The organism is Nesterenkonia aerolata, from assembly GCF_031470965.1.
Taxonomy (GTDB): domain Bacteria; phylum Actinomycetota; class Actinomycetes; order Actinomycetales; family Micrococcaceae; genus Nesterenkonia; species Nesterenkonia aerolata.
On the sequence record NZ_JAVKGR010000003.1, the window covers coordinates 14,613 to 41,045 of the forward strand.

24 protein-coding genes and 3 tRNA genes are annotated in these 26,433 nt (G+C 67.1%); 12 read left to right on the plus strand and 15 right to left on the minus strand.

Features of this window, described 5'->3' with window-relative positions; translation table 11 throughout:
* Genes RIL96_RS04090 through RIL96_RS04100 form a run of 3 tightly spaced genes read right to left on the minus strand, consistent with a single transcriptional unit; the run spans position 1 to position 4,062 of the window.
* On the minus strand, positions 1 to 2,169 hold the full coding sequence (locus tag RIL96_RS04090) for a PTS fructose transporter subunit IIABC (RefSeq protein ID WP_310547737.1): 2,169 nt from the start codon (positions 2,167 to 2,169) through the stop codon (positions 1 to 3).
* 7 nt (positions 2,170 to 2,176) lie between these two features.
* Positions 2,177 to 3,256 (minus strand): 1-phosphofructokinase family hexose kinase, encoded by a 1,080-nt coding sequence (locus tag RIL96_RS04095; protein ID WP_310547738.1) that lies wholly within the window; start codon positions 3,254 to 3,256, stop codon positions 2,177 to 2,179.
* Positions 3,253 to 4,062 carry a DeoR/GlpR family DNA-binding transcription regulator gene (locus RIL96_RS04100; RefSeq protein ID WP_310547739.1) on the minus strand — a complete coding sequence of 270 codons (810 nt, stop codon included), beginning with the start codon at positions 4,060 to 4,062 and terminating at the stop codon, positions 3,253 to 3,255. The genes RIL96_RS04095 and RIL96_RS04100 overlap by 4 nt, the downstream gene beginning before the upstream one ends.
* A 270-nt stretch (positions 4,063 to 4,332) precedes the next feature.
* On the opposite strand from RIL96_RS04100, the gene lepB reads away from it, so the two are divergent.
* Positions 4,333 to 5,163: a signal peptidase I gene (lepB, locus tag RIL96_RS04105; protein WP_310547740.1), complete on the plus strand. Its 831-nt coding sequence runs from the start codon at positions 4,333 to 4,335 to the stop codon at positions 5,161 to 5,163.
* Positions 5,164 to 5,265: 102 nt separating this feature from the next.
* Positions 5,266 to 5,538: a CsbD family protein gene (locus RIL96_RS04110; RefSeq protein ID WP_310547741.1), complete on the plus strand. Its 273-nt coding sequence runs from the start codon at positions 5,266 to 5,268 to the stop codon at positions 5,536 to 5,538.
* A gap of 373 nt (positions 5,539 to 5,911) precedes the next feature.
* On the opposite strand, the gene RIL96_RS04115 is transcribed toward RIL96_RS04110, so the two are convergent.
* Positions 5,912 to 5,985 (minus strand) — tRNA-Arg (locus RIL96_RS04115).
* A gap of 354 nt (positions 5,986 to 6,339) precedes the next feature.
* Here RIL96_RS04115 and RIL96_RS04120 point away from each other — a divergent pair.
* The gene (locus tag RIL96_RS04120) at positions 6,340 to 8,172 is read left to right on the plus strand and encodes a phosphoenolpyruvate carboxykinase (GTP) (RefSeq protein ID WP_374761849.1); all 1,833 of its coding nucleotides are present in this window, start codon (positions 6,340 to 6,342) and stop codon (positions 8,170 to 8,172) included.
* A gap of 151 nt (positions 8,173 to 8,323) precedes the next feature.
* Here RIL96_RS04120 and RIL96_RS04125 read toward each other — a convergent pair whose 3' ends face one another.
* Positions 8,324 to 9,775: a phosphomannomutase/phosphoglucomutase gene (locus tag RIL96_RS04125; RefSeq protein WP_310547743.1), complete on the minus strand. Its 1,452-nt coding sequence runs from the start codon at positions 9,773 to 9,775 to the stop codon at positions 8,324 to 8,326.
* 45 nt (positions 9,776 to 9,820) lie between these two features.
* A complete protein-coding gene (locus RIL96_RS04130) occupies positions 9,821 to 10,759 on the minus strand; it encodes a glycosyltransferase family 2 protein (RefSeq protein WP_310547744.1) in 939 nt (312 codons plus the stop codon).
* 97 nt (positions 10,760 to 10,856) lie between these two features.
* Between RIL96_RS04130 and RIL96_RS04135 the strand changes: the two genes are divergently transcribed.
* Both RIL96_RS04135 and RIL96_RS04140 read left to right on the plus strand, forming a co-directional pair.
* Complete coding sequence (locus tag RIL96_RS04135; RefSeq protein WP_310547745.1) at positions 10,857 to 12,065, plus strand: MFS transporter; 1,209 nt, start codon at positions 10,857 to 10,859, stop codon at positions 12,063 to 12,065.
* Positions 12,066 to 12,093: 28 nt separating this feature from the next.
* Positions 12,094 to 13,032, plus strand: coding sequence for an ICP22 family protein (locus tag RIL96_RS04140; protein ID WP_310547746.1), 939 nt, complete (start codon positions 12,094 to 12,096; stop codon positions 13,030 to 13,032).
* Here RIL96_RS04140 and RIL96_RS04145 read toward each other — a convergent pair.
* On the minus strand, positions 13,016 to 13,843 hold the full coding sequence (locus tag RIL96_RS04145) for an NUDIX hydrolase (RefSeq protein ID WP_310547747.1): 828 nt from the start codon (positions 13,841 to 13,843) through the stop codon (positions 13,016 to 13,018). The genes RIL96_RS04140 and RIL96_RS04145 overlap by 17 nt on opposite strands.
* Positions 13,827 to 14,726 carry an SDR family oxidoreductase gene (locus RIL96_RS04150; protein ID WP_310547748.1) on the minus strand — a complete coding sequence of 300 codons (900 nt, stop codon included), beginning with the start codon at positions 14,724 to 14,726 and terminating at the stop codon, positions 13,827 to 13,829. The genes RIL96_RS04145 and RIL96_RS04150 overlap by 17 nt, the downstream gene beginning before the upstream one ends.
* Positions 14,727 to 14,864: 138 nt before the next feature.
* On the opposite strand from RIL96_RS04150, the gene RIL96_RS04155 reads away from it, so the two are divergent.
* Positions 14,865 to 15,125 (plus strand): GlsB/YeaQ/YmgE family stress response membrane protein, encoded by a 261-nt coding sequence (locus RIL96_RS04155; protein ID WP_310547749.1) that lies wholly within the window; start codon positions 14,865 to 14,867, stop codon positions 15,123 to 15,125.
* Between the two features lie 522 nt (positions 15,126 to 15,647).
* Here RIL96_RS04155 and RIL96_RS04160 read toward each other — a convergent pair.
* A tRNA-Ser gene (locus tag RIL96_RS04160) sits at positions 15,648 to 15,735 on the minus strand.
* Positions 15,736 to 15,943: 208 nt separating this feature from the next.
* Between RIL96_RS04160 and RIL96_RS04165 the strand changes: the two genes are divergently transcribed.
* Positions 15,944 to 16,930: an NAD(P)H-quinone oxidoreductase gene (locus tag RIL96_RS04165; protein ID WP_310547750.1), complete on the plus strand. Its 987-nt coding sequence runs from the start codon at positions 15,944 to 15,946 to the stop codon at positions 16,928 to 16,930.
* Positions 16,927 to 17,364, plus strand: coding sequence for a hypothetical protein (locus tag RIL96_RS04170; RefSeq protein WP_310547751.1), 438 nt, complete (start codon positions 16,927 to 16,929; stop codon positions 17,362 to 17,364). The genes RIL96_RS04165 and RIL96_RS04170 overlap by 4 nt, the downstream gene beginning before the upstream one ends.
* 58 nt (positions 17,365 to 17,422) lie before the next feature.
* Here RIL96_RS04170 and RIL96_RS04175 read toward each other — a convergent pair whose 3' ends face one another.
* Complete coding sequence (locus RIL96_RS04175; protein WP_310547752.1) at positions 17,423 to 17,884, minus strand: NUDIX hydrolase; 462 nt, start codon at positions 17,882 to 17,884, stop codon at positions 17,423 to 17,425.
* Positions 17,885 to 18,026: 142 nt separating this feature from the next.
* Here RIL96_RS04175 and RIL96_RS04180 point away from each other — a divergent pair, with 142 nt between their 5' ends.
* A complete protein-coding gene (locus RIL96_RS04180) occupies positions 18,027 to 18,488 on the plus strand; it encodes a hypothetical protein (RefSeq protein WP_310547753.1) in 462 nt (153 codons plus the stop codon).
* A gap of 109 nt (positions 18,489 to 18,597) precedes the next feature.
* Complete coding sequence (locus tag RIL96_RS04185) at positions 18,598 to 19,338, plus strand: 3-hydroxyacyl-CoA dehydrogenase (RefSeq protein WP_310547914.1); 741 nt, start codon at positions 18,598 to 18,600, stop codon at positions 19,336 to 19,338.
* A 354-nt stretch (positions 19,339 to 19,692) separates the two neighbouring features.
* Here the strand turns inward: RIL96_RS04185 and RIL96_RS04190 are convergent.
* The 5 genes from RIL96_RS04190 to tmk all read right to left on the minus strand — a co-directional run bounded on the left by RIL96_RS04190 (position 19,693) and on the right by tmk (position 24,719).
* Positions 19,693 to 19,765, minus strand: a tRNA-Thr gene (locus RIL96_RS04190).
* Between the two features lie 229 nt (positions 19,766 to 19,994).
* A complete protein-coding gene (locus RIL96_RS04195) occupies positions 19,995 to 20,921 on the minus strand; it encodes a universal stress protein (protein ID WP_310547754.1) in 927 nt (308 codons plus the stop codon).
* Between the two features lie 236 nt (positions 20,922 to 21,157).
* On the minus strand, positions 21,158 to 22,732 hold the full coding sequence (locus tag RIL96_RS04200) for an alpha/beta hydrolase (protein WP_310547755.1): 1,575 nt from the start codon (positions 22,730 to 22,732) through the stop codon (positions 21,158 to 21,160).
* Positions 22,729 to 24,018 carry a DNA polymerase III subunit delta' gene (locus tag RIL96_RS04205; protein WP_310547756.1) on the minus strand — a complete coding sequence of 430 codons (1,290 nt, stop codon included), beginning with the start codon at positions 24,016 to 24,018 and terminating at the stop codon, positions 22,729 to 22,731. The genes RIL96_RS04200 and RIL96_RS04205 overlap by 4 nt, the downstream gene beginning before the upstream one ends.
* Positions 24,015 to 24,719 (minus strand): dTMP kinase, encoded by a 705-nt coding sequence (tmk, locus tag RIL96_RS04210; protein WP_310547757.1) that lies wholly within the window; start codon positions 24,717 to 24,719, stop codon positions 24,015 to 24,017. The genes RIL96_RS04205 and tmk overlap by 4 nt, the downstream gene beginning before the upstream one ends.
* A gap of 64 nt (positions 24,720 to 24,783) precedes the next feature.
* Between tmk and RIL96_RS04215 the strand changes: the two genes are divergently transcribed.
* Complete coding sequence (locus RIL96_RS04215) at positions 24,784 to 26,088, plus strand: trans-sulfuration enzyme family protein (protein ID WP_310547758.1); 1,305 nt, start codon at positions 24,784 to 24,786, stop codon at positions 26,086 to 26,088.
* Positions 26,089 to 26,097: 9 nt separating this feature from the next.
* Complete coding sequence (locus RIL96_RS04220; protein ID WP_310547759.1) at positions 26,098 to 26,433, plus strand: DUF2516 family protein; 336 nt, start codon at positions 26,098 to 26,100, stop codon at positions 26,431 to 26,433.

Consider the following 26,433-nt stretch of genomic DNA (forward strand, 5'->3'; position numbering starts at 1 on the left):
TCAGGCCACAGCGGCTGCCTGCGGCTCGGAGGCTGTGGCAACGGCCGCCGGCGAGCCCTCCGGGGTGCGGCGGGTGAAGCGCTTGAGCAGCACCACCACAGTGGCCGTCACCACCGCGCCGATGACCACGGAGAGGGCGAAGAGCGCGAAGGAGTCGATCGCGAAGAACACGAACGCCCCACCGTGCGGGGCCTGGGAGGTGACGTCGAAGGCCATGGTCAGCGCCCCGGTGGTCATACCGCCGAGCATTGCGGCCGGCAGCACGCGCAGCGGGTCTGCGGCGGCGAAGGGGATCGCGCCCTCAGAGATGAACGCGGCACCCAGCAGCACGGCGGTCTTGCCGTTCTCCCGTTCGGCGACGGTGAAGAGTTTGCGGTCGACGAAGGTGGCCAGGGCCAGGCCCAGCGGCGGCACCATGCCCGAGGCCATCACTGCGGCCATGATCAGGAACGGCGTCGGGTTCTCGGCGATCGATCCCGCACCGAGTCCGGCCACGGCGAAGGAGTATGCCACCTTGTTGATCGGTCCGCCGAGGTCGGCGCACATCATCAGGCCCAGCACGATGCCCAGCAGGATCGCGGCAGTACCGGTCATTCCGGACAGCCAGCTCTCCAAGGCACCGGTCAGCGCTGCGATCGGTCCGCCGAGGAACAGGTAGAGCAGGCCGGAGGAGATGATGGTGGCGACCAGCGGGATGATGACCACAGGCATCAGCCCGGCCAGCCACCGCGGCACCGAGAGCTGTTTGATCCAGTAGGCCACCGCACCGGCGAGCACACCGCCGACGATACCTCCGATGAACCCGGCATCCATCCCGGCAGCCACAGAACCGGCGATGAAGCCCGGGGCGATTCCCGGACGATCCGCCATGCCGTAGGCGATATATCCGGCCAGTGCGGGGACGAGGAAGCCCATGGCGACTCCGCCGATGACGAAGAACACGGAGCCGAGGTAGGCGCCGAGCACACCGAACCCGCGGAACGGATCCGGAAGGTCCGCTTCCGCCGGCAGGTTCCACAGGGTGGAGTTCGCGGCGATGTCATCGGCGACGTCGGTGATGTTGTACCCGCCGAGCAGGAAGCCCAGCGCGATGAGCAGACCACCGGCGGCGACGAAGGGGATCATGTAGGAGACACCGGTCATCAGCACACGCTGGACCTTCTTGCCGAAGCGCTCCTGCTCGTCGTCCTCATCACTGCCCTCGGCACCGGTCTCCGCGGTGACCACACTGGCGTGCGGGTCCTTCGCCGCGCGCAGGGCACGTTCGATGAGCTGCTGCGGCTCGTCCACACCCCGCTTGACCGGCACCGCGATCACCGGTTTGCCGGCGAAACGCTGCTTGTCCCGGACATCGACGTCGGCGGCGAAGATCACGGCCTCCGCGGCGTTGACCGTGGACTGAGACAGCTTTGACGAGCCGGAGGAGCCCTGGGTCTCGACTTCGATCTCCACCCCCATCTCCTCGGCGGCGAGGGCGAGGGCGTCCGCGGCCATATAGGTGTGGGCGATGCCGGTGGGGCAGGCGGTGACGGCGACGAGCCGCCGCACGGCAGGGCTCTGACCGGCCGTCGTCTCCTGGGCGGCTGCTGATGTGGCCCCAGCGGCACCAGCACCAGCACCTGCGCTGGCGCCGGAACTCGCACCGGTTCCCGCGTCGGTTCCCGTGTCTCCGGCCGGGGCCGGCTCGTCTGCGGGCTTCTTCTCCTTGGGCTTCAGTGCGCCGTCGACGGCGGAACCGATCAGGTCCACCACGCTCTGCGCGTCCTCGGCCTCACGCAGAGAGGCCACGAAGTCTTTGCGGACCAATGAGCGGGCCAGGGCGGAGAGGATCTTCAGGTGGTCGGAGTCGGCGCCGTCGGGGGCGGCGATGAAGAACGCCAGATCTGCGGGGCCGTCCTTGGCACCGAAATCGAGGGGCTCGGGCAGACGGGCGAAGGCCAGCGTGGGCTCCTGGACCGATGCGGTGCGGCAGTGTGGGATCGCCACGCCGCCGGGCATACCCGTCGCGGACTTCTGCTCGCGGGTCCAGGCGTCGGCGGCCAGTGCCTCGGCGTCGTCAGTGCGTCCGGCGGACTGCACCATCGCAGCCAGGGCACGGATCGCGTCGTGCTTATCAGCAGCGCGCAGGGTGTCGAGGCTGACCAGGTCGGTGGTGATCATGCTGCTCATGGTGTCCTCACAGTTCGTTCGCGAGAGAGTCGGGGCTGGGGTCTTGTGGGCCGTCGGACGGTTCCTCGGAGGGTTTGACGCCGAACGGCTCGTGCTGGAATGGCTCGTCCTTGAATGGCTCGATGACCACTGCCGTGAGATCGAGGTCATCGGGGGTGGGCATCACCGAACCTGGCAGGGCGGCGGCGGCGCGCCCCTGCGCGGAGGCCCGGCGCAGAGCTTCCTCGGCACCGGCGCCGGAGGCATCGGCCAGCAGGTACCCGGCCAGCGAGGCATCACCGGCCCCCACGGTGGAACGCGCGACGACGGCGGGCCCGGTGGCCCGGAGCACCGGCGTTGCGGAGCCCTTCGGCGGCACTAGCAGGGCCCCGTATGCGCCGAGGGTGACCAGGGCGGTCTGTACTCCGTGGTCCTGGACCATGCGGACGAGGCGCAGCACCTCGACAGGGTCCTCCTCCAGGGCATCGGCGCCGATGCCGGAGGTCTCATCGCTCAGGGTTCCGGCCAGCTCCAGCAGTTCCTCGGCGTTGGGTTTGATCAGCTCGGGAGCCGCGGTCACGGCGGCAGCCAACGCGGTGCCGGAGGAATCCACGGCGATCTTCGGGGCTTCAGCACCGAGGCGCCGCCGCAGCTCCCCGATGAGCTGGGCGTAGAAGTCCTGCGGCATGCCCGGAGGCAGCGAACCGGCCAGCGCGGCCCAGGCGGCACCGGTGGCACAGTCCACGGTGAGCGCGCGCAGAGCCGCTGCCGCCTCGGCGTCGAACTGAGGGCCCGGCTCGTTGATCTTGGTGGTGACACCCTGCGGATCGGTGATGGTGATGTTGGTGCGGAGCGGCTGGCCAAGCGGCAACGCCCGGTAGGTGACTTCGGCGTCGGTGAGCCCGGTCAGGACCGGATCCCCGGCATCGCCGGGGAGCACGGCGAGGTTGGCGCTGTTCGCCGCACACAGGGCACGGGAGATGTTCACGCCCTTGCCGCCGGGTTCGGCAGTGGCACCGGTGGCCCGCTGGACAGCCCCGGGGGTCAGGGCGGCGGGCAGTTCGACGGTCTTGTCCTGGCTGGGGTTGGGGGTCAGGGTGAGGATCATGCCGCCACCGCCCGGATGACCGTGACTCCGGCCGTCTCCAGAGCCGCGCGCAGCGGGGGCATGGGATCAGCATCGGTGATGAGCACAGAGACCTCCTGGAGGTTGGCGAAGCTGACTAGCGAACACCGGTCGAGTTTGGAGGAGTCGGCGAGCAGGACCACCGATCGGGCGGCGCGGATCATCGCTGATTTCACGGCGGCCTCGGCAGGGTCCGGAGTGGAGAGCCCGAAGTCGGCGTCGATGCCATTGGTGCCGATGAAGGCAACCTCGCAGCGGCGTCGCCTGAGCGTCTCGACGGCGGCGTCACCAACGACGGCTCCGGTGAGCCGGCGCACGCGGCCGCCCAGAGTCTCGACGTCGAAGGCCTCGACGTCGGCGAGCTTTCCTGCGATCGGCACCGCATCGGTGAGCAGGTAGCGCGAACGGGGGGTGTGGGAGTCGGAGGCCTCGGCGAGCATCAGATCCGCGAGCATCTCCGTGGTGCTGCCGGCGTCGAGGATGATCCCTGCGGACTCTGCGGCGGGGAGGTAGTCCAGGGCGGCCGCGGCGATGGCGCGCTTCTGCGGGGCGCGGCGGGATTGGCGTTCCTTCCAGGAGCTTTCGGCGCGTGAGGGGTTCGTGGCGGCGGGGATCGCGCCGCCGTGGACCCGCCGCAGTACGCCGTCACGTGCCAGCCGGTCGAAGTCACGGCGGACGGTCTCTGCGGTGACCTCGCAGTCTTCGGCGATCTGGGCGACGGTGACGGTGCCGTCGCGGCGCAGGCGTCCGAGGATGCGGTCATGGCGCTCAGTGGCCAGCAGCGGCATCGTGAGACCTCCTGGTCAGGGCGGTCCGTCATCGGAGGGGAGTGCCCCGTCGGCACGTCATCCTGTGGTTAATTCTGAGAATATCTGTGTTTATCTGTGGGCACAAGGCATTGATCGCATCCTCGCGGGGGGAGTTGTCGGGGTGAGCCGAGAGCGGGGCGCAGGAGGCGGTGCAGGTGACGCGTATGCTCGGACGTGTTCCGTCACCGAAACGCAGCCGAAGCTCAGCTAATGAACACGCGTCACTGAGGCGCGGTGAGGAGGTCCGAAGTGACTGAGGGGTCGAGCAGTCGTGTGGAACCCGACTCTCCTCGCCGCGACGCCGGATACACGGCCCGAACGTCTGAGGCCGGTACTCGTCGGGAGCGTCGTCGAGAGCGTGAAGATAAGGGCAACCGGGACGGCGCTCGTCGTCGGCTGCCCTTCGCGGTGAGTCTGCTGCTCAACATGCTGGTGGCACTCGTGGTGCTCTCGGTGATTCAGCATTTCTGGGTGAAGGTATATGCAGTGCCTTCGGGCTCGATGGAGACCACCTTGGAAGTGGGGGATCGGATGCTGGCTGATCGCACGGCGTATTCCTCGGACGAGATGCCGGGGCGTCAGGACATCGTTGTCTTCAACGCGGATGCCGCCTGGGAAGGTGACTTACCCAGTCCTGAACCATCGCGGTTGGGAGATGCCGTGAGGGCCTTCGGAGATATGACGAGCTTGGGCCCGTCCAATGAACAGGCCCTTGTCAAGCGTGTCATCGGGCTGCCCGGTGAGGAGATCGAGTGCTGCGACGACGAGGGCCGTATCACCGTCGATGGAGAACCTCTCGAGGAGCCCTATATCTACCAGGACCTGCCGTTCACTCCCGGTGAGGAGGACTGCGAGAGCCAGCCTGTGTCCATGCGCTGCTTCGGGCCGGTCACTGTGCCAGAGGATCAGCTGCTGGTGTTGGGTGACCATCGTTCTAACTCGGCGGATTCGGTCATAGGATGCCGAGGGCTCGGCTCGGATGAGGCAGAGGACGGGTGCGCCCGTTTCGTCGACCGTGAGGACGTCGTGGGAAGAGTCTTCGTCACGGTCTGGCCGCCGTCAGGGTGGTCCGGGCATTGATCGGCTCTTGACCCTGCTCCGCCAGCGGTGAGGATGAATCCGCGATTCCCAGGTCAGCGGCGTTTCGGAGGCTCTGATGCAGTAGGGTCGGAAGGACTGAGGGTGGGGCAGCGTCCCCTCCTCTTCGCCAACGACAACGGAGGAACCATGGGCGCAGCAGACAAGTTCGACAACGCCACTGACAAGCTCGGCGGCCAGGCCAAGGAGACTGTCGGTAAGGTCACCGGCGACAAGGAGCGCGAGACCGAGGGCAAGGTCGATCAGGGCAAGGCCGACGCCAAGGACTTCGGCGACAAGATCAAGGACAAGGTCGAAGACGCGAAGGACTCAGTCAAGGGGGCAGTCGAGGGCCTCAAGGGCGACGGCAAGAACTGAGCCTGGTCCGGGCTGCCGCATACGGCGGTCCGGAATCCGTGACAGCACAACGACGGGGCGGCCTTCCCGCTGGGGAGGCCGCCCCGTGGTGTCTTGTGTCGTGACTGCGCCTCGGAATCCTCTCGACGTGAGTTTCCCCTGTCGAGAGCTGCGCGTGCAGAAGTTGCCTGCAGACTCTCAGGCGGAACCGTGGGTCTCGTCAGCCGAGCCAGTGATGGGCAGTGACCGTGTAGGTGCTCATGTGCAGCCAGTAAAAGTCGGTGCAAAGTTCCTTGTCAAGTCACTAGTAGGCCCCTGTGAGCTACTTGCCGCGCGATATAGAAAAAGCCTCGATCCCTATCATTCCAGGGATCGAGGCTTAATTTCTGATGAGTGCGCCCATAGGGATTCGAACCCCAGACCTTCGGTTCCGTAGACCGACGCTCTATCCAGCTGAGCTATAGGCGCATCTTGAGTTGTCGCAGAAAGTGCCATCGGCGCTTTCGACTCCGTCTACATTACACGTGCGCGGCGCGGTGGGCCAAATCGACTGATGGCTTCCACAGCCTCCCCTCCGGTATGAGATGTGCCTCACACGCTGGTCAGAGTGTGAGACTCCAGCGCACGCGAGCGCAGGATGAACGCTACAGTTGAGGTACATGTCTCCTCTCTGCTTGGCAGAGTGCGGCGGCCACGATGAGGTGGACGTCGCCCGTGACGGTTCAATGTCGAGCCGTTGCCGGTCCGCTCGCGGGCAACACTGGGGGAGCGTGCATCATCTGAGTCGCCCAATGGAGGGAAAGAATGGCCACCACCGTCGCAATGGAGCCCGGTGCGGACATCGCGGGCAATGCCCCGACGAAGAACGAGCGCCTGCTCCGCTTCGTCGCCGAGATCGCCGAACTGACCACGCCCGAGAAGATCCACTGGGTGGACGGCAGCGAAGAGGAGCACCGGCAGCTCACCGACGAGCTCGTCGAGGCCGGCACGCTGACCCGACTGACCAGCCCAGACTTCCCCAACTCCTTCGCCGCCTTCTCCGACCCGGCCGACGTCGCCCGTGTGGAGTCGCGCACGTTCATCTGCTCGGAGCAGGAACGCGACGCCGGATTCACCAACAACTGGTGTGAACCGTCCGAGATGCGCGAGACCCTGCAGGGGGTATTCGACGGCTGTATGCGCGGCCGCACCATGTATGTGATCCCCTTCGTGATGGGCCACCTTGACGCCGAGGACCCGAAGTTCGGGGTCGAGATCACCGATTCCGCCTATGTGGTGGCTTCGATGCGCATCATGGCCCGCATCGGCACTGACGTGTTGAAGAAGATCGACGAGCTCGGCGCCTTCTTTGTTCCCGCAGTGCACTCTGTGGGCGCACCTCTGGCGCCTGGCCAGCAGGATGTCCCCTGGCCCTGCAACGACGAGAAATACATCGTCCACTTCCCCGAGACCCGTGAGATCTGGTCCTACGGCTCCGGTTACGGCGGCAACGCTCTGCTCGGCAAGAAGTGCTACGCGCTGCGCATCGCCTCGGTGATGGCCCGCGACGAAGGCTGGCTCGCCGAGCACATGCTCATCCTCAAGCTCACCAGTCCGCAGGGGAAGAGCTACTACATCTCTGGGGCGTTCCCCTCGGCCTGCGGCAAGACCAACCTCGCGCTGATCGATCCCACCCTTGAAGGATGGACCGCCGAGACTCTCGGTGATGACATCACCTGGATTCGCCCCGGTAAGGAGGGCGAGTTCCGCGTGGTCAATCCGGAGGCCGGTTACTTCGGCGTCGCCCCGGGTACCGGATGGCACACCAATGCCAATGCCATGCGTGCTATCGCCAAGGGCAACTCCATCTTCACCAACTGCGCGCTCACCGACGACGGCGGCGTGTGGTGGGAAGGGATGACCCCGGAGACTCCGGAGCACCTCGTCGACTGGCGCGGCCAGGACTGGACACCGGATTCCGAGGCTCCCGCAGCGCACCCCAACGCCCGGTTCTGCACCCCGATCGACCAGACCGACATGCTTGCCGAGGAGTACTTCGCCCCGGACGGGGTCAAGCTCGATGCGATCCTCTTCGGTGGTCGTCGTAAGACCACCGTCCCGCTGGTCACCGAGTCCCGCGACTGGAACCACGGAATCTTCTTCGGTGCCACTCTGTCCTCGGCAACCACGGCCGCCGCCGAGGGGGCAGTGGGTCAGGTCCGTCGGGATCCGATGGCCATGCTCCCGTTCATCGGCTACGACGCCGGCGACTACCTCAACCACTGGGTCCGGGTCTCGGGGGAGGCCGAGGCAGACAAGCTGCCCAAGATCTTCCTGGTCAACTGGTTCCGCCGTAACCGCGACGGCGGCTTCGCCTGGCCCGGTTTTGCCGAGAACTCCCGTGTCCTGAAGTGGGTCGTCGAGCGGATCGAGGGCACCGCGGAGGCGCAGGAGACTCCTATCGGGTTCACCCCTACCCCTGAGGCGCTGGACACCACCGGCCTGGACATCACTGAGGCGGATCTCCACGACGCGCTGAAGGTCGACGGTCAGGAATGGGCAGAGGAGCTGGCCGACATCGAGAACTGGTTCGCCCGGTTCGGGGACTCGCTGCCGGATTCCATCGTCGCCGAACTCGACGAGCTGCGCCGGCGCGTGAAGACCTCCACTGCCTGAGCTGTGCTGGGGTGCTGGCGCATGGCACCTCAGCCCGAGTGATCCATATGTCATAGCCCCCTGCGGGGATCAGAGCTCTCTGAGCTCCGGTTTCTGCAGGGGGCTATGACATACGGTGGACAGTCGCCTCGGGGCAGTGAGACCGCTCAGGTCAGCTGCCTCGCACCAGCCCCAGCACCCGGTCCCGCAGCGCCTCCATCGTGGCCTGGTCCCGGGCTTCGCCGTTGAAGCGCAGGAACGGCTCCGTATTCGACGGCCGCAGGTTGAACCACCAGGTGCCGTCCGCTGCGGAGATGGTGGTCCCATCCATCCGCCCCACCTGTGTCCCCGCCGCGCCCTGGCCCGCCAGGAGCTCAGGGGCCTCAGGGTGGAAGACCTCCACCACCTGTGCGATGGCGGCGTCCTTGTCCTCCACCTGCGAATTGATCTCGCCCGAGGCCACGTAGGGGTTGTACTCGGCTGCTAGCTCGGACAACGGCAGCTCCTGAGTGCCCAGGGCGGCCAGCACATGCATCGCCGCCAGCATCCCGGTGTCCGCGTTGAAGAAGTCCCGGAAGTAGTAGTGAGCCGAGTGCTCCCCGCCGAAGACGGCCGACTCCTCCGCCATCACCGCCTTGATATAGGAATGACCCACCCGGGTCTCCACGGCACGTCCTGCCTCGCGCGCCACCAGCTCCGGCACCGCACGGGAGGTGATCAGGTTGTGGATGATGACCGGAGTCTCCTCACCCTCAGCACGGGCCCGGGCGATCTCCCGCCGAGCGACCAGAGCGGTCACCGCGGAGGGAGAGACCGGTTCGCCGCGTTCGTCGACGACGAAGCAACGGTCGGCGTCGCCGTCGAAGGCCAGGCCGATATCGGCACCGTGTTCACGCACTGCCGCCTGCAGATCCCGCAGATTCTCCGGTTCCAGCGGGTTCGCCGGATGGTTCGGGAACGTGCCGTCGAGCTCGAAGTACATCGGCACCAGCTCCAGGGGCAGCGCCTCAAGGATCTCCTCACCCAGCACGGCCGGGGTGGTCAGCCCGGACATCCCGTTCGCCGCATCGACGACGACCTTCAGCGGGCGGATACCGCTGAGGTCGACCAACCGGCGCAGATACTGCGCATAGGCACCCAGCAGGTCCACCTGCTCGAGCTCCCCGCGGCGCTCAGCGGCCGGGATCTGCGCGGCTCCCGCCTCCAGGTACGCCTGCGCGGCATCGCGGATCTCCGCCAGGCCGGTGTCCCCGGAGATCGGCACCGCACCGGCCCGGGCCATCTTCATCCCGTTGTATTCGGCCGGATTATGGCTGGCGGTGAACACCACGCCCGGCGCCTGACGGGTCCCGCAGGCGAAGTAGAGCATGTCAGTCGAGATGAGCCCGATGTCGACGACGTCGGCCCCGCGCGTCCTGGCCCCGTCAGTGAAGGCCTCGACGAACCCCGGTGAGGACGGGCGCATGTCACCGCCGACGAGCACCTGATGCCCAGCCAGCCCGAGCACGTCCACGAAGGCGGCGCCGACCGCTCGGACGGTGTCCACGGTGATGGTCTCACCGACCAGGCCGCGGACGTCATAGGCCTTGAAAGAAGCGCAGAGATCGATAGTCACGGTCAACATCGTAGGCCAGGGACGCGGTGATCCGCCCAGACCAGGACGTCACCCTCAGCGCCTCAGCACTCGACGGGCCGCGCCGCGCAGGCTTTTTGCCCAGGCCACGAGGCGCGGGTGACTGGTGCGCATACGCTCCAGTGCGGCATACCGGTGCTGGAGGTCACGGATCTGATCATGCTGGTCGAAGATGAACCTGAACAGGTCCTCAGCATGAGCTTCATAGGTTGAGAGGTTGTTTCGGAAGATCCGAGAGTGGACGTCGATGAGGTCGCTGCGGCTCTGCGCCAATGTGGCGTTCATCGAGTCCGGGCGGATGCGGTAGAAGAACTCGACCGTCTTCAACTGGTGCACCCGCCCACCGCGGCCGAGGACCTTCAACAGGAAGTCGTGGTCCTCTCGGCCCACGCGCATCCTCTCGTCGAAGCCCCCGGCTTCGATCCAGTCTGCGGCGCGGAACAGAGCGCTGCAGTAGATGAGGTTGTGCACCAGGAATGTGGACCAGTCGAACTCCGGAAGCTGCCATTCACCCGAGGCTGCACCGAACAGCTCTGCCCGTGCATAGACCACGGCGATCTCGGGGTCTGTCAGCATGACCTCCACGGCACGTGCTACGTACCGCTCACCGATGAGGTCATCACTGTCCAACGGCATCACGAACTCGGCGCCCTGGCCCTGCGCAGCGGCAAAGCCAGTATTACGGGCAGCGGAGAGCCCCCGATTGGGCTGCCGCAAGAGCACCAGATCAGTGCCGTCTGCTCGGTGGGAGGTGACGCTGTCAGTGAGCTCATCGAGCAGCTGGCACGTGAGAGGATCTGTGGAGCCGTCGTCGACGACGACGATCACCAGGTTCGGGTACGTCTGAGCCTGCGCGGAGTCCAGCGTCTCGCGCAGCACCGCACCAGTGTTGTAGACGGGAATGATGAGTGCGGCGCGAGGCAGATTCGAGGTGCCGGTAGATGTGGCACGAGCAGGCTCAACGGAATCTGACATAGCGTCAGCTTACGGCGGTACCGGGCAGGGACACCGGTCCCACGTTCGGCCAGCGGGTCGGACGGATCGTCCAGCCCGGGGCGTAGGCTGAACGGTGATGACTGAGGACGCCGCCCCCACCCCTGACAGCGGTGGACTGCAGCCCGGCTCCCCGGCATACCGTCGACTGCTCGTCGCCCTGTTCTTCATCGGAGTGGCCACCTTCGCGCAGCTGTATTCTCCGCAGGGACTGCTGCCGCTGATCGCCGCCGACCAACAGGTCAGTGCTGACGCCGCGGCCCTGATGATCTCCGCGGCGACTCTGGGACTCGCCATCGGTGTCATCCCGTGGTCCTATATCGGTGATGTGCGGGGCCGAAAGCCCGCTATGGTGGCCGCAGTCTCGCTCGCCTGTCTCTTCGCCCTGGCCTCAGTGGCGATGCCCAGCTTCGAACTCGCACTGATCATGCGCGGCATCGAAGGGTTCATGCTCGGCGGAGTCCCGGCCTTGGCGGTGGCCTACCTCTCCGAAGAGGTACACCCCCGAGCCTCGGTAGTGGCTGCCGGAACCTTCGTCTCCGGAACGACGGTCGGGGGACTCTCCGGTCGGCTCATCGCTGCCCCGGTCGGTGAACAGCTCGGATGGGAGTACGGGATCCTCGCCGTCACCGCGCTGGCGGTGGGCTGTGTGGCGGCATTTCTGCGATGGGCTCCGCGGGCCCAAGGGTTCGCTCCGAGCCCGTTCCGGATGCGGGCCGCTGTGACGGCCCTGACCGCGAACCTGCGCGTCAAAGAGCTGTGGATCATCTATCTGCAGGGATTTCTGCTGATGGGCGGGTTCGTGGCCATGTATAACTACGTGGGGTTCCACCTCGCCGGTGAACCGTTCGGGCTGCCGCTGTGGCTGGTCTCCTTCGTCTTCCTGGCCTATCTCGCCGGGACCTGGTCCTCGCCGCGGGCCGGGAGACTCGCTGCCCGCTACTCCCGCAAGCAGGTGCTGCTGGGGTCATCCGGGGTCATGTTCGCCGGGGTCGCGCTGACCCTGGTGCCGCACCTGCTCGCCATCGTCGCCGGAACGGTGGTCTTCACCGCCGGGTTCTTCGGTGCCCATTCGGTCGCTGCCGGATGGGCGGGCGTCCGGGCGGTCGGCGGACGGGCGCAGTCGGCGTCACTGTACAACCTGGGCTACTACGCGGGCTCCTCGATCTTCGGATTCCTCGGCGGGACATTCTTGGCGTTGGCGGGTTGGCCGGGCACTGTGGGGATGGTGCTGGGCCTGGTCGCGGTGGCCACCGCCTTGGCCGCCGTCGCGCTGCCGCGGGACTGACTACGGCTGGTCCACTAGACTATGGCGCGTGGAGTTTCTCGTCGTTGCCGCTGTCGGAGTCCTGCTGTTCCTCCTGGTGCGCGCGCTGATGCAGCGCCAGGCACAGCGCATGAATGAGCGGCTGAAAGATGCGGTCACCCCGGAGAACGCGCGGATGGCCGCGAAGACGCTGACCGATGAGCAGCACAAGGACGTCTACCAGGCGATCGCCGCCGATGACGGGCGCCGGGCGCTGGCCCTGTTCCGCCAGGCCACCGGAGCGAAGATCCAGGACTGCATCATCGCAGTGCAGGCGCTGCACGCCTACCCGCAGCCGACCCCCTCCGAACTGCACTTACAGGACGAGACGACGTCATCGCCCAGCATCGACGGCATCGCCGCAGCGCAGACAGGCGAGCACCGCGACGACGAGGACCCCCTCGGCCCCGAGGACGCAGCTGAGGAAGAGCCCTCTGCCTCGGATTCTGCGGTGAGCGGCTCATCCCGGCACGAGGGTGTGCAGGACGAATACGTCGAGGACGTCATCGACGGGGTCTCTGAGTCAGAAGGCGCCGAATCACACGATGCTCAGCCGACGGCGGCCGAGCCGGCCGGAAGCACCGGCGGCTCACAGCCCGATGAGAACTCAGCCGGCGCGCCCAGCTCAGAGACTCCAGAAGACGTCGATGACGCCGCCCGGCGGCTCATGGAGGAATCCGGCTTCGATCACGACGCCGAACTCACGGTGCCCGAGGAATGGATGCAGAGTCCGCAGCAGGACCTCGGCGGTTTCCACCTGGAGGTCCAGCGCGGTGAGGAGAAGATCAGCCTCTCCCACGAGGACCTCGAGCCTTGGGTGCATGACCAGCTCTACGCGCTGCTCCGCGACGACCAGCTGGAACAGGCCTCCGAGCTGCTGGCCGCCCATTCCCCGCTGACCCGCGAGGAAGCCCATAAGTTCCTGGTCGTGTTCAAGAACCAGGAGTGAGCCCACGGTGGGCGGGGGAGTCCGCGTAGTAGTCGGCATCGTGGGGGAAGCGGACCTTCCGCGGCTGTGAGCCCGGCACCGTCACCGGCCGAACCTGGGGGACCGGCTGGCCGACTCCAGGGGCCATCGCCGCTGCCGCACTGGCGAACCTGCCCAGCTCCCGGAACTGGGACCAGGTCGGCGGCATGAGGTCTGTGCGCCCGTTGCGGAACAGTTCGAAGGCCTGATGCGGGCTCATCCAGTCAGCCGCCACCGCTTCACCGGTGGTATGTGCCGCCTCTTGGTTCTGCGGCAGGCGCGCAAGGAAGAACCGGGTGTCATAGCGTCGCGGCTGATCTTCCGGGGTGACCCAGCGCGCCAGCGGGCGCAGCAGGGAGAAATCAGGCCGAAGCCCGGACTCGGTGAGGAAAGAGCTCATGCTGAGCTCGTGAGCCTCCAAGGCGCACCGGTGTGCCTCAAAGGCCTGCGGATCGGCGAACCCGCCGTGCTCAGCCCGCGCCAGCAGCACACCGCACTCTTCGAAGGTCTCCCGGACGGCGGCCACCAGCAGGCGTCGCACGGTCTCTTCCCCGTCGCCGAAGGCCCGTGCCCAGCCGGTGAGATCGACGTCGGTGAAGAAGGAGTCCTCCAGAGTGTCGGCGTCGTCGACCCCACCACCGGGGAACACGGTCGCTCCGGCGGAGAAAGCCATAGTGGAGGCGCGGGTGAGTGTGAAGGCCTCCGGGGCGGCGGCGCCGTCACGGATGAGCACCACCGAGGCCGCATCTCGCAGCGGGACGGATGGTGGTGCCGTCTCAGCGGGTGTGGCCACGTGGTGACCCCATCTGCTCCTGGTCCTGCCTGACCCCGGTGCCCTGCTGCGGCTGGCGCCCGCGGAATCCCTCCATCCCGCGGTTGACGCCGAGGATATCCATCGCCCGCTCGGCCACCGGGACCGGCAGGAGCCGGAACGCGTAGGTGGAGAGCACTGCCGGCGGAAAGACCACCCGCGCCCGCCCGGCGTCGATGCCGCGCAGAATCTTCTCAGCGGCGTCCTCCGGGGCGGTGATGGGAAGCAGGGCGGGGAACCGGGTGGTCACCCCGTCGAACATGCCGGTGGAGATGTAATAGGGGCAGACGATCATGGTCTGAACACCGGAGTCCTCGGCACGCAGCTCCGCGCGAAGGGACTCGGTGAACCCGACGGCGGCGAACTTCGAGGCGGCATAGTCAGTCTGCCGCGCCACCCCGACGATCCCGGCCGCGCTGGCGATGTTCACGATCATCCCGCGGTCGCGGCGGCGCATCTCGGGGAGGAGCGCCTGGACGGTCCAGAACAGGGCCAGGGCGTTGACGCCGAAGGTGCGCTGGACCTGTTCTGCCGTGGTGTCCTCGAACCGAGAGCCGGAGACCACGCCGGCGTTGTTGATCAGGATGCCCACCGGCCCCAGAGCGCGCTGGGTCTGCTCGGCGACTGCGGCGACGTCGGCGCGGTCCGAGACGTCACAGCGGAACGCTTCGGCGACGCCGTCGGTACCTCTGATCTCTGCGGCGGTCCGCTCAGCGGCCTCGCCGTCGAGATCCCAGACGGCGATCTTCGCCCCGCGTGCGGCCAGCCCCAGCGCCAGCAGACGGCCGACCCCGCTTCCCGCGCCGGTGATGACCGCGGTGGTGCCGTCAAGAGTGGTCAGAGGTCTACGTCGTGATCTGCGCATGGACCCATTCTGCCTCCACGTGATGCGGATCTCGCAGTGATCACGAGAATTCGCAGGTCAGAGGCTTGCAAATGCCTTGTTTCGGGGTCGGGGAGGACTAGTGTTGAGCCGTCACGACCCTTGATCAGAGGAGGAACAATGGGAATCATCGCATGGATCGTCTTGGGATTGGCCGCCGGTGCCATCGCCCGGGCTATCGGCCCGAACGCCCCCGGCGGAATCATCGTCACTATGCTCACCGGTATCCTCGGTGCACTTCTGGGCGGGTTCATCGCCTCATCAGTGTTCGGCGCCAGTGTCAATGAGCAGTTCTTCGACCTGGGCACCTGGATCGCCGCGATCGGAGGAGGCGTACTCGTCTCCTTCCTGTGGAGCATCATCGCAGGGCGTCGCGGCTGAGGAACCAGCTGAGGCTGAAAACTCAGCACAGAGCGCCGTAGGCCAGGGTTCTGGCGCGAAGCACTCTGGCGGCACAGAGATCTGGTAAATGATCTGAGGGCCCCGTCCGGTATATCGCCGGGTGGGGTCCTCAGTGCTGTGACGGGCTCAGTGACCCGGGTCTGCTGAATCCACGTCCCTGTTTCAGTCACCGAAAGGGCCGCTCCCCGGAGAAAATCCCCGGTTCATGACTGCAAAGTGACCCCCGATTTCAGTAGGTCGGTGTGATGGGCCCGGGAGTAAAATAGAGGTGGAGCCAGGTGGAGTAGGGTCTCTGCTCACCGGGTTCCGAGAACGTCGGCCCCGTCGTCTGAAACCTCTCCGGCGGGGCCGACGCAGGTGAGCTCCCGCAGGCTTGACCAAGCTCCCGCAAACCCACACACCACCAGCAGAACAAACCCCACCCGGCCCGCCAGCGAACCCACGCACAAAAAACTGAGCCGCGACACCGTTTGTCAACGATGCCGCGACTCAGGACATCAGCGGAGCGCGTGGGATTCGAACCCACGGTACGGGGTTACCGCACACCGGTTTTCAAGACCGGCTCCTTCGGCCGCTCGGACAGCGCTCCTGAACCTTTCCACCGGCACCCGTTGAACTGCCTCCGAGTGCCGCCGGCGAAAGACTCCAGGTGATGACTATACGCGAGCAGTCGCCAGGTGATCGACTCAGCAGGCGGTGTCGGGGTGGGGAGGTGAGTGTTCGGCGGGGTCTGCGGTCGAATCGCGGTGTTCCGGCGCCCGTTAGGCTGGGAGACACGCACCAGCGGACGGAGGAATATGCGAGCTGTCCAGTATGAAGGTACCGGCGGAGTTGAGGTCATCGCCGTCAATGACGTCCCCGATCCGCGTCCCGAGCCCGGGCAGGTGCTGATCGAAGTGGCAGCGGCGGGTCTGAACCGGGCTGACGTCATGCAGCGGCTCGGAGTGTACCCGCCTCCTGAAGGCGTGACGTATATCCCCGGCCTTGAGGTCTCCGGCCGGGTCGTCGCCGCAGGCCCCGGCAGTGATGACGCGGTCCAGGCGCTCGTCGGCACGGACGTGGTGGCCCTGCTCGCTGGAGGAGGCTGTGCGGAGAAAGTGGCCGTCGATGCCCGCCATGTCCTGCCTGTTCCTGCAGGTGTCAGTGTCGTCGACGCTGCGGGGATCATCGAGGTTGCGGCCACCGTGCATTCCAACCTCATCGGCGAGGCTCATGTGAGTGCGGGGCAGACGGTGCTGGTTCACGGGGGCACCGGCGGTATCGGCAGCTTCGCGCTTCAGATGCTCTCCACGCGGGGGATCACAGTGATCACCACCGTCGGCGGGCCGGAGAAGATCGAGATCGCCCGCGGCTTCGGCGCCGAGCATGTCATCGATCACCGGGCGGAGGACTTCGCGGCACGCGTCGAGGAGATCACCGGCGGCCGCGGGGTCGACGCCGTCCTCGACGTCGTAGGCGCGAAATACCTGGACCAGAACCTGCGTTGCTTGAGCGACGACGGCTGCCTCGTGATCATCGGGCTGCAGGGCGGACGCCGTGCAGAGGCCGACCTCGGGCGGATGCTCGCCAAACGGCTGCGGATCACCGCCACGACTCTGCGCAGCCGTGATGCTGACACCAAAGCCCGTATCATCTCCGCCGTCGGCGCAGAGATCTGGCCGATGGTCACAGCCGGAGAGATCCGTGTGCCCATCGACTCCACGTACCCGTTGGCGCAGGCCGCGGACGCTTACGCGCACTTCGACTCCGGCACGCACATCGGAAAGGTGCTGATCACACCGTGATCGGACGGCTGATCGGCGCACGACGGCGAGCCCGGCGTCTGGACAAAGAACTCGGCCACGGGCTGTGGCGGCGCGTCCACGACCGCTACGTCCGCGGCCTGGACCGGTACCACCAGGTCATCGAAGGTATCGCCGACGACGCCGTCCACCATCGGCTGGTACTGCTGGGGGACCGTCTCGCCGCAGAGCTGGAGACGGTGCGTGCCCTCTGCCACGAGGCCCACGCCGCCCACCCGGGGGAGGGCATGCAGATCCCCGGTGAGGCGGCCGAGCTGCACGCCGGGTTGTCCCGTGCGGCCAACCACCTGGCCACCACCGCTGAGGCCGCGGCGATGGTCAGGCTGGGGGCTGCGGAGGTCGAGGCGGTATCCCGACGGGCCCAGCGGGTCTTTGAGATGCTGCGGGCCGCAGAGGCCGTGCGGGTCGGCCGGTGAAGGTTCGCCTCGTGGGCGGGCTTCGTGCGTCGGTTGTGGCGGGCGGGGCCGGTGCGTCTCAGACAGTGCCCTGCGGTGCAGACGCCTCGGGGTCGACGGGAAGCCCGGCCAGGCGGCGTGCGTGATCGACCAACGACACCCGCGGCAGGGTGTCCACAGCGTGCAGGTCATGCCAGGCGACGTCATCAGTGGAGCCGTCCGCCTCGACGCGCAGTGACCCACCGGTGATCCGTGCTCGGTAGATGATCTGCAGGATCTGCAGCTCGCGGCCCATGTCCTGCTCACGTCGGCGCTTCTCGCCGGGGACGACGAAACTGCGGACCCCCAGTGTCGAGGTCAGCTCGACGTCGTAGCCGGTCTCCTCCAGCACCTCTCGCACAGCAGCGTCCTCGGGGTGTTCGCCGGGGTCGAGCCCGCCGCCGGGCAGGGTCCACCCGACGCCGACGGCGTCGTTGAGATGCGGCAGCAGAATTCTGGCGCCTTCAGTGATCACCGCATAGGCACCGACTCGCAGATCCATGAAGGCACCGTATCAGCGCAGCCCAGGATGAGTGCTCTGCTCGGGGGAGCCCGCGGCAGCGTGGCCCTCCGTCGTCTGGTGGAGATGGCAGATCGCCCGATCGGCCGATGCCGTGCACCCGCCTGGAGAATAGGCTGACGGCATGGCAGATTTCTTCGAGTGGTTCTTCGATCTTCCCGTGATCTTCCAAGCGTTGGGCGGGGTGATCATCGGCGCCATCCCCTTTCTGGAGAGCTATATAGCGGGATTCCTGGGGGCGATGTTCGGCTTCCCCTGGCCGTTCGCTCTGCTGGCCGGTGTGGTGGGGAACGTGCTGGCGCTGATCGTCGCCGTGCCGCTCGGGGCCCGTGTTGCCGCACGGCGTCAGGGCAAGGAGATGACGTTGCGGCAGCAGAAGGTCCTGGACCGGACGAACCGGTTCGGCATTCCGGTGGCTGCGCTGCTGGCCCCGACACTCATGGCCATCTCGCTGACCGCCTTCATCATGGCGGCTGCCGGGTTGGAGCGCCGTCGCACGTTCTGGTGGAACGTCGTGGCGGTAGTGGTCTGGGGTGCGGCGCTCACCGGCTTCGGAGTGTGGGCCCGCGAGGTGTTCGTCACCTGAGTGGCGTTCTTCCGCTCAGCCTCCGGCGAGGACTGCGCTAGTCTCGGTGAACGGGAACACCCACCGGACGAACAGCCCACCCGACGATGAGGTCATGGAGGATTCGAGAATGGACATCGCTGAACGCAGTTTTCTGATCACCGGAGGTGCTTCGGGCCTGGGGGAGGCCACCGCGAAGGCGCTGTTGGCCCGCGGGGCTCGGGTGGTCGTGGCCGATCTGCGAGGACCGGCTCCGGAAGGGGTGGAACTGGTGGAGACCGACGTCACCGATGCTGATCAGGTGTCTGCGGCGATCGCACGGGCACAGGAGCTGGGCCCGCTCTCTGGTGTGATCAACTGCGCCGGCGTCGCCACTCCCCAGAAAATCCTCGGACGCTCCGGTCCGCATGAGCTGGAGGCCTTCCGGAAGGTCGTCGACATCAACCTCATCGGCAGCTTCAATGTGATCCGGTTGGCCGCTGAGGCGATGGCCGAGAACGAGCCGAGCGAGGATGCCGAGCGCGGCGTCATCGTCAACACGGCGTCGGTGGCGGCCTTCGACGGGCAGATCGGTCAGGCGGCGTACTCGGCCTCCAAGGGTGCGGTGGCATCCATGACCCTCCCGATCGCACGGGAGCTGGCCCGCCACGGCATCCGCGTGATGACCATCGCCCCGGGGATCTTCCGCACTCCGATGATGGCTGGTCTTCCTCAGGAGGCGCAGGACTCGCTGGGTGCTCAGGTGCCGTTCCCCTCCCGGATGGGGGAGCCGGAGGAGTACGCGGCCTTGGTGGAGCACATTCTGGGCAACCGCATGCTCAACGGTGAGACCATCCGCCTGGACGGCGCGATCCGCATGGCCCCGAAGTGAGGTGACCCCCACCCGCTGGGCGGGCGGGTAGGCCGGCCCTCGGCTCCCCAGGACCACTCGACTCTCACCCCGCCCATCCCGCCAGCCCCATCGAGGGAGAGATTTTCGCCCCGACACGCCGACGTCGGGCGCAAGGTTCTCTCCTTCGATGGAGGGGCTGTCTGAACCGACCATCGAGGGAGCAAGAGTTGCTGTGACACGCCGGTGTCCGGGACCAGTTTCTCTCCCTCGATGGAGGGTGCCGGGTGTGTGCTGGACCCTGCGGACGGGCTCTGCACCCGGGTCCTGTGCATACGGACCAGCGCACGAAAAAGGCCTCTGACCAGAGTCTTCACTGGTCAGAGGCCCGTGCGGAGCCGCCTGCCGGAATCGAACCGGCGACCTATTCATTACGAGTGAATCGCTCTACCGACTGAGCTAAGGCGGCCTCTGCGCCCCTCGATCACAGGGCAAGACATACCCCACGCCGAGCGCGCAGAAAGCGAGTCTACGCAGTCGTCGCCTCACCGGTCAAAACCAGTGAGGCGACGCTGTGCATACCCATTCAGATATCTGCCGAACCCACGACGGCGGCGTCCAACCGTGGGTCCGACGGCGGTGTCGGAGACTCCATCGAAGACTCCGCGGGTCAGGTTCTGCCGGGCAGCTCCAGCCGATCAGGCGCTCAAGTCGTCCTCATGGACCACCATCACCGGGCCCTGTGCACGGTGCAGCACGCTGCGCGAGACCGAACCGAGCAGAGTGCCGCTGACTGCGCCTTGTCCGCGGGTGCCGACGACGGTCAGCTGGGCCTTCTTCGTCGCCTCCAGCATCACCTGCGCCGGAGTGCCGTCCTCCAGTGTCGAGCTGAACTGCACCTGGGGACGCTGCTCGCGCAGCCACTCGAGGATCCCGTCGAGCTGTTCCTGAGAGAACGTGGAATAGCGGTCGCGGACCTCATCGCGCCGCGCCGAGAGCTCCGGGTACCACAGCAGTGCGCCGTCGAGCGGCGGCAGCGCCATCACGATCCGCAGCTCAGCACCCAGGCTCTGTGCTGCGTCGGCGGCCGCCAAGCATGCGGTGCGGCTGTGATCGGAACCGTCCACGCCGACGATGACCGGAAGATCCGTTGAGGGCAGAACGTCATCCTCGGTGGCGACGACGACGGTCGGGCACTTCGAGTGCGCCGGGATGGCCGAGGCCACCGAACCCAGCAGTCGACCGACGAAGCCGCCGCGCCCGCGGCTGCCGACCACAGCGAGCTCTGCGCGCCAGGACAGATCCAGCATCACCCCCGAGGCGTCACCGTACTCGAGTCGGTAGTCGACCACACCATCGTGGTCCCTCAACCGCTTGCGGGCATCGTCGAGGGTGGTCTCCGCACCACGGCGGGAGGGGCTGTCAGCATGCGGATCCACAGCCTCCGAGGCCATACCGGAGACGACGTAGGGCACTGTGTAGGCCGTCATCACCGTCAGCTTGCTGCCCCGCGCGGACGCTGTCCGTGCGGCCCATTCGAGAGCGAGCTGAGCGTGCGGTGATCCGTCGTATCCCAAGAGCACACCGAGGTCGGCCTGCTGGTTGGAGTGTGGGGCATTGGTCATAAGGGCCTCCTTATGCGGGCAGTGACCGTTGCGGAAACGCCGCCCCACTTCGGTTGAGGAGGCGACCTCCGCCGAGCACCTCCAGTCTATCCCGCCCGAGGAGTTCGCGTGAGTCTTATCACCATGCTCGCCCCGGTATGACGGGAACCTCCTCACCACCGAGGCAGGGGCCACCGGTACGGGGCAGCATCGGTGCTGCGTGCCGGCGCCGGTCCGGCGCCGGCGGGACTGCACAGTCAGCACTCGGTGCGCCCCTCGAAGAGCTCACCGTCGAGGAGATAGCCATGCACGATCTCCTCGACACACTCGTCACCGGCGGCGTAGGCGATGTGCCCCTCACCCTCGTAGACCAGCAGCGAGGACTCCGGCACCATCTGATGCATATCCTCGGCCCATCGCACCGGGGTCGCCGGATCTCCACTGGTGCCGATGAACAGGATCTCCTCGACGCCGTCCAGCTGCGGCTCCTCCGGCTCCCCGCTGGCCTCGAACGGCCATTCCCCGCAGAGGATGCCCGAATGCCCGAAATAGGGCCCGAAGGTCGGCGCCTCCTGCGCCATGGTCTCGAGGTCGTCCTGGATCTGTTCGTCGTCGGCAGAGGCAGGGAAGTCCAGGCACATCACCGCGTTGAACGCCATGGAGTTCTGCCAGTCATAGCTGCCGTCCGGCCCGCGCCCGGCTGAGGCATCGGCCCAGGCCTGGAACATCGTGAAGTCCTGCTCGTCGACGGCGGCGGTCAGCGCCTGCTCGAGCAGCGGCCACCCCTGGGCGTCATACATCGGCAGGATGAACCCTTCGACGAGAACGCTGACGCTCAGCGTGCGGTCCGATGGCATCGCCACCGGCTCCTGGGCGACCTGAGCGAAGAGCTCCTGGACGGCGTCGACGACGTCCGAGGCCTCACCTTCCACCGGGCAGGACTCACGGCCGGCGCACCACTGGGCGAAGTCTTCGAAAGCGGCGTCGAAACCGCGGGCCTGCGCCAGACTGAGCTGCTGACCGTCGATCGAGGTGTCCATCATCCCGTCCAGGACGAACCGGCCCACACGGTCGCCGAAGAGCTCCGCGTAGGTGATCCCCAGATGGGTGCCGTAGGAGAAGCCCATGTAGTGCAGGGTCTCCTGTCCCAGGGCCGCGCGGATGACGTCCATATCCCGAGCCGCCGATTCAGTGTCCACGAACTCCAGAGACTCACCGGTGCGTTCCAGGCAGTCCTCGCCGACCTGACGGGCCGCCTCACGCGCAGCCTCAAGCTCATCAGCGAGCTCCTCAGCCTCATCAACAGTCTCCGTCTGCTCCCGGTAGTCGTCCATCTGCTCATCGGTGAAGCATTCCACCGGTGCCGAGCGGTGGACGCCGCGCAGGTCGAATCCGATGATCCCGTAGTGCTCCTGGAGCGGGGCCGAGAACACATAGTCGCTCATCTCGGCGACGAGGTCATAGCCGGACTCTCCCGGCCCACCGGGATTCGTCAGCAGGTATTCGACGTCCCCATCAGAGCCATCTGAGCCATCGGAGTCCTCGGTCCCCTCGGTCTCATCCTCGGGGAGGGAGGCCACCATCGCGATCTCCAAGGTCTCGCCCTCGGGATCGGAGTAGTCCATCGGCACCTCGACATGTGTGCAGCGCAGAGACCCCTCACAGTCCTCCCAGGTCAGAGACTGCTCATAAAAGGCGGCGAGCTCTTCTGAAGGGGCCGCCGGCTCCTGCCCGCCTTGCTCATCGGCGTCGGAGTCCTCACCGGACGGTACGCAGGCGGTCAGAGTCAGGGCCATCGCAGCGAACAGTGCTGCCCACAACCGGCCCCTCATCGCCGAGCTCCTGGCCGGCCGCCGGGTAAGAACCGTGTCATCAGGGCCTCCATCGCCAGCAGCGGCGGCACATTCTGACCGATCCGTGTGCGGGCCTCAGAGATCGCATCCAAGCACTGCAGCGCCTGCTCCGCAGAGACAGACTCCGCATACCCGGTGATCTCCGCACGCAGATGCTCATTGATCAGTGTGCCCTTCGTGTTGAGCTTCAGGCTCAGGACATCACGGAACACCGCGGTCAGATCGATCAGGGAACGGTCCAGGGCATCGGCCACGGCCCGTTTGGCGCGGCGGGTGTGATCCTCCTCCAACCGCTTGAACTGGCTGCGCAGCTTCGGCGGCACCTTCTCCTCCGGCTCCACACCCAGCGAGCGGCGCAATGAGGCCTGTTCCTCAGCCAGCCGGATCTCGGCGGCTGCGTCGGCGTCCTCCTGCGTCATCCCCACGAGCCGACCAGCCGCCTGCACCGCATCGGAGGCGCTGCGCACACGCATCGGCAGGCTCACCACCTCCTCACGACGACGGCGGGCCTCGGGATCACGGGCCAGACGCCGTGCCACACCGATGTGGTTCTGCGCGACACGGGCCGCGAAGGCCGCCTGGTCTGCGTCAAGCCCATCACGTGCGCGCAGCAGTTCCGCCACGTCCTCCGTCGGTGGAATGCGCAGGCTCACCTGGCGGCAGCGCGAGCGGATCGTGACCAGCACATCGGCCGGACTGGGGGCGCAGAGCACCCACACCGTATGCGGGGGCGGCTCCTCGATGGATTTGAGCAGCACATTGGTGGCTCGCTCAGTCATCCGGTCGGCATCTTCGACGACGATGACCTGCCATCTGGCGCCCTGGGGCCGGTCCTGAGCCGTGGTGACCAGAGCCCGGACATCCTCGATCCGGTAGGAGACGTTCTCCGTGGAGACCAGGGTGACAGACGGGTGGGAGCCTGCGGCCACGAGCTGACAGGACCGGCACGAGCCGCAGCCGCGAGACCAGGCGTCCTCGGACTCGCAGTTCAGCGCCGCGGCGAAAGCGCGCGCCGCATTGGACCGGCCGGAGCCGGGAGGTCCGGTGAGCAGCCAAGCGTGTGACGGTGTCTCAGCGGCGGCCGCCGTGCGCAGCTCCTCGATCACCGAGTCTTGGCCGACCAGTTCGGCGAAGCCCGGCGGCATCCTCCCGCCGGTCCGAGCCTGCGTGCCCTGCTCAGCGTGTTGGCCCACAGCTTGTGGGCCTAAAGGGTGCGTGCCCTCAGCATGTGAAGTCTGCTGGTCCCGCTCCGTCTGCTGGGTCAAGGCCGCACCTCCCGGAGCCTGCCGAGGACGGCGGCATGGATCTCCTCCGCCGGTCTGCTCGCATCCACCACCAGATAGCTCGCTGGATCCACTGAAGCGCGGTCGAGGAAGGCCTGGCGCAGGCGCCGGTGGAAGGTGGAGTCCGCAGATTCCATCCGGTCTGCGGACTCACCGCGCGCGGTACGCCGGGCCGCGGAGACCTCCGGATCGACGTCGAGCAGCACAGTGAGGTCCGGGCGCAGGCCCTGCGTGGCCCAGGCGTTGAGGCCGGCGACGTCCTCGACCCCGAGCCCCCGTCCGACGCCCTGGTAGGCGATGGATGAGTCCACGAAGCGATCACTGAGCACGGTGCGCCCGGCGGCCAGGGCGGGGAGGATCCGTTGGGTGACGTGAGCGGCACGCGAGGCGGCGAACAGCAGAGCCTCAGTACGGGAATCCACGTCACCCTGCCCGTGCTCCAGCACCAGGGAGCGGATGCGCTCGCCGATGTCAGTGCCACCCGGCTCACGGGTGCGCTCCACCGGGTGCCCCTCGGCGTGCAGGCGTTGCTCAAGCAGGTCCAGCTGGGTCGTCTTGCCTGCGCCGTCGCCGCCCTCGAAGACGAGGAACAGGCCGCGCTCGCGCATGTCCGTATCCACGTTCCCCAGCCTATCGGCACCCTGTGACATCACCGTGCCGCCGGTGCTGTGCTGGCTCGTCACCGCGATCCTGCTGTGGTGCGTCCCTGGGGCCGAGCTCCAGGGCGGCTCGTCTACGCTGAACACTATGACCCACGAACGCACGTTCCTCGTCTCCGCAGGCCGCGGCGCCCATGACCCCGACGGCGGCCGCCCCGCAGGTGCCCCGGTCAACCGTCCGGTCGACTTCACCTCCACGTTCGTGCACCGCCGCGGCGCTGAGTCGAGGTACGAATACGCCCGCGAGGGCCTTCCCTCCTGGGAGCCACTGGAGGAGGTACTGGCCGCCTTGGAAGGCGGCACCCGCAGCACCTGGTCCGGACAGGGGATGGTCGTCACCGCCCACGAGGCCACGGTGACGCCGCAGCCCGCTGTGCTCTTCTCCTCCGGCATGGCCGCGATCTCCGCCGCGCTGCACCTGCTCCCGCTCGGAGCACATCTCATCCTGCCGCGGCACAGCTATAAGGGGCTCGGCGGCCTGACCCAGCAGATGGCCGAGCGCGGTATGCTCACCGTCCACCGGGTGGACATCGCCCACACCGAGCAGGTCCTCACCACCCTCTCCGACGTCGCCGCCCTCGCCCAGGCGCAGGAGCAGCAGGTGATGCTGTGGCTGGAATCGCCCACCAATCCGATGCTGGAAGTCGCGGACCTGCCGGAGCTGATCGCCCAGGCCCGACGGCGCGGCATGCTCACCGTGGTGGACAACACCTTCGCCACTCCGCTGCGCCAGCAGCCGCTGAAGCACGGCGCCGACGTCGTCGTCCACTCGGTGACCAAGTTCCTCTCCGGACATTCTGATCTGATCATGGGTGCGGCCATCACCTGTGACCCCGATCTGCACCGGAGGATGAAGGAGCACCAAGCCCTCCACGGAGCGACCCCCGGTGCGCTGGATGTCTTCCTCGCCCTACGCGGCGTGCGGACCCTGGCGGTCCGGCTCGATCAGGCCGAACGCAATGCCGCCGAGCTTGCCCGGCGTCTGGAGGGGCTCCTGCGCGCCGGGGAACCGGGAATCCGCCAGGTGCGTCATCCCAGCCTGACCTCGCATCCCCAGCACGAACGCGCCGCCGTGCAGCTGGGCACTGACCCGGACGAGCACGGCCGGCCCCGACTCGGCTTCGGCGCGGTGCTCACCGTGGAGCTGGAGTCGGGCCCGCTGGCCGACGCCGTCGTCGACGGGCTGCGCGTGTGGACCCCGGCCACCAGCCTCGGGGGAGTGGAGTCCCTGGCAGAACGCCGTGCCCGGTACCCTGACGAGCCTCCCACGGTCCCGGAGGGGCTGATCCGCCTGTCGGTGGGTATCGAGCACGTCGACGACCTCTTCGAGGATCTGGTGACCTCGCTGCGCGCGGCCGCGGCGGAGTCTGACGGCGCCGGGGCGAACGGCTAGCATCGAAGTATGCAGCTCCTCTTCTCCGGGCAGTGTTTCCAGCAGGACTCACTGACCTCTATCGTCCGATGCCTCGACGTGCTCTGGATCATGCCCGCCTTCGCCATCGTCTGCTTCGGCGTCGCAGTGCTGGCGCTGGTGCGGTGCGTGCCGAAGAACGCCCAGCGGTTCGAGATGTCCTTCAAGCGCAGCAAGGGGTTCTGGCTGGGCATGACCGGCGGTGCGGTGCTGCTGACGCTGTTCGGCATCTTCCCCGGCAGCCCGTTCAGTTTCCTGTTCCCGGTGATCGGCGTGATCATGGCTGCGGTCTACCTCGCCGACGTCGAACCTGAAGTACGCGGCTGA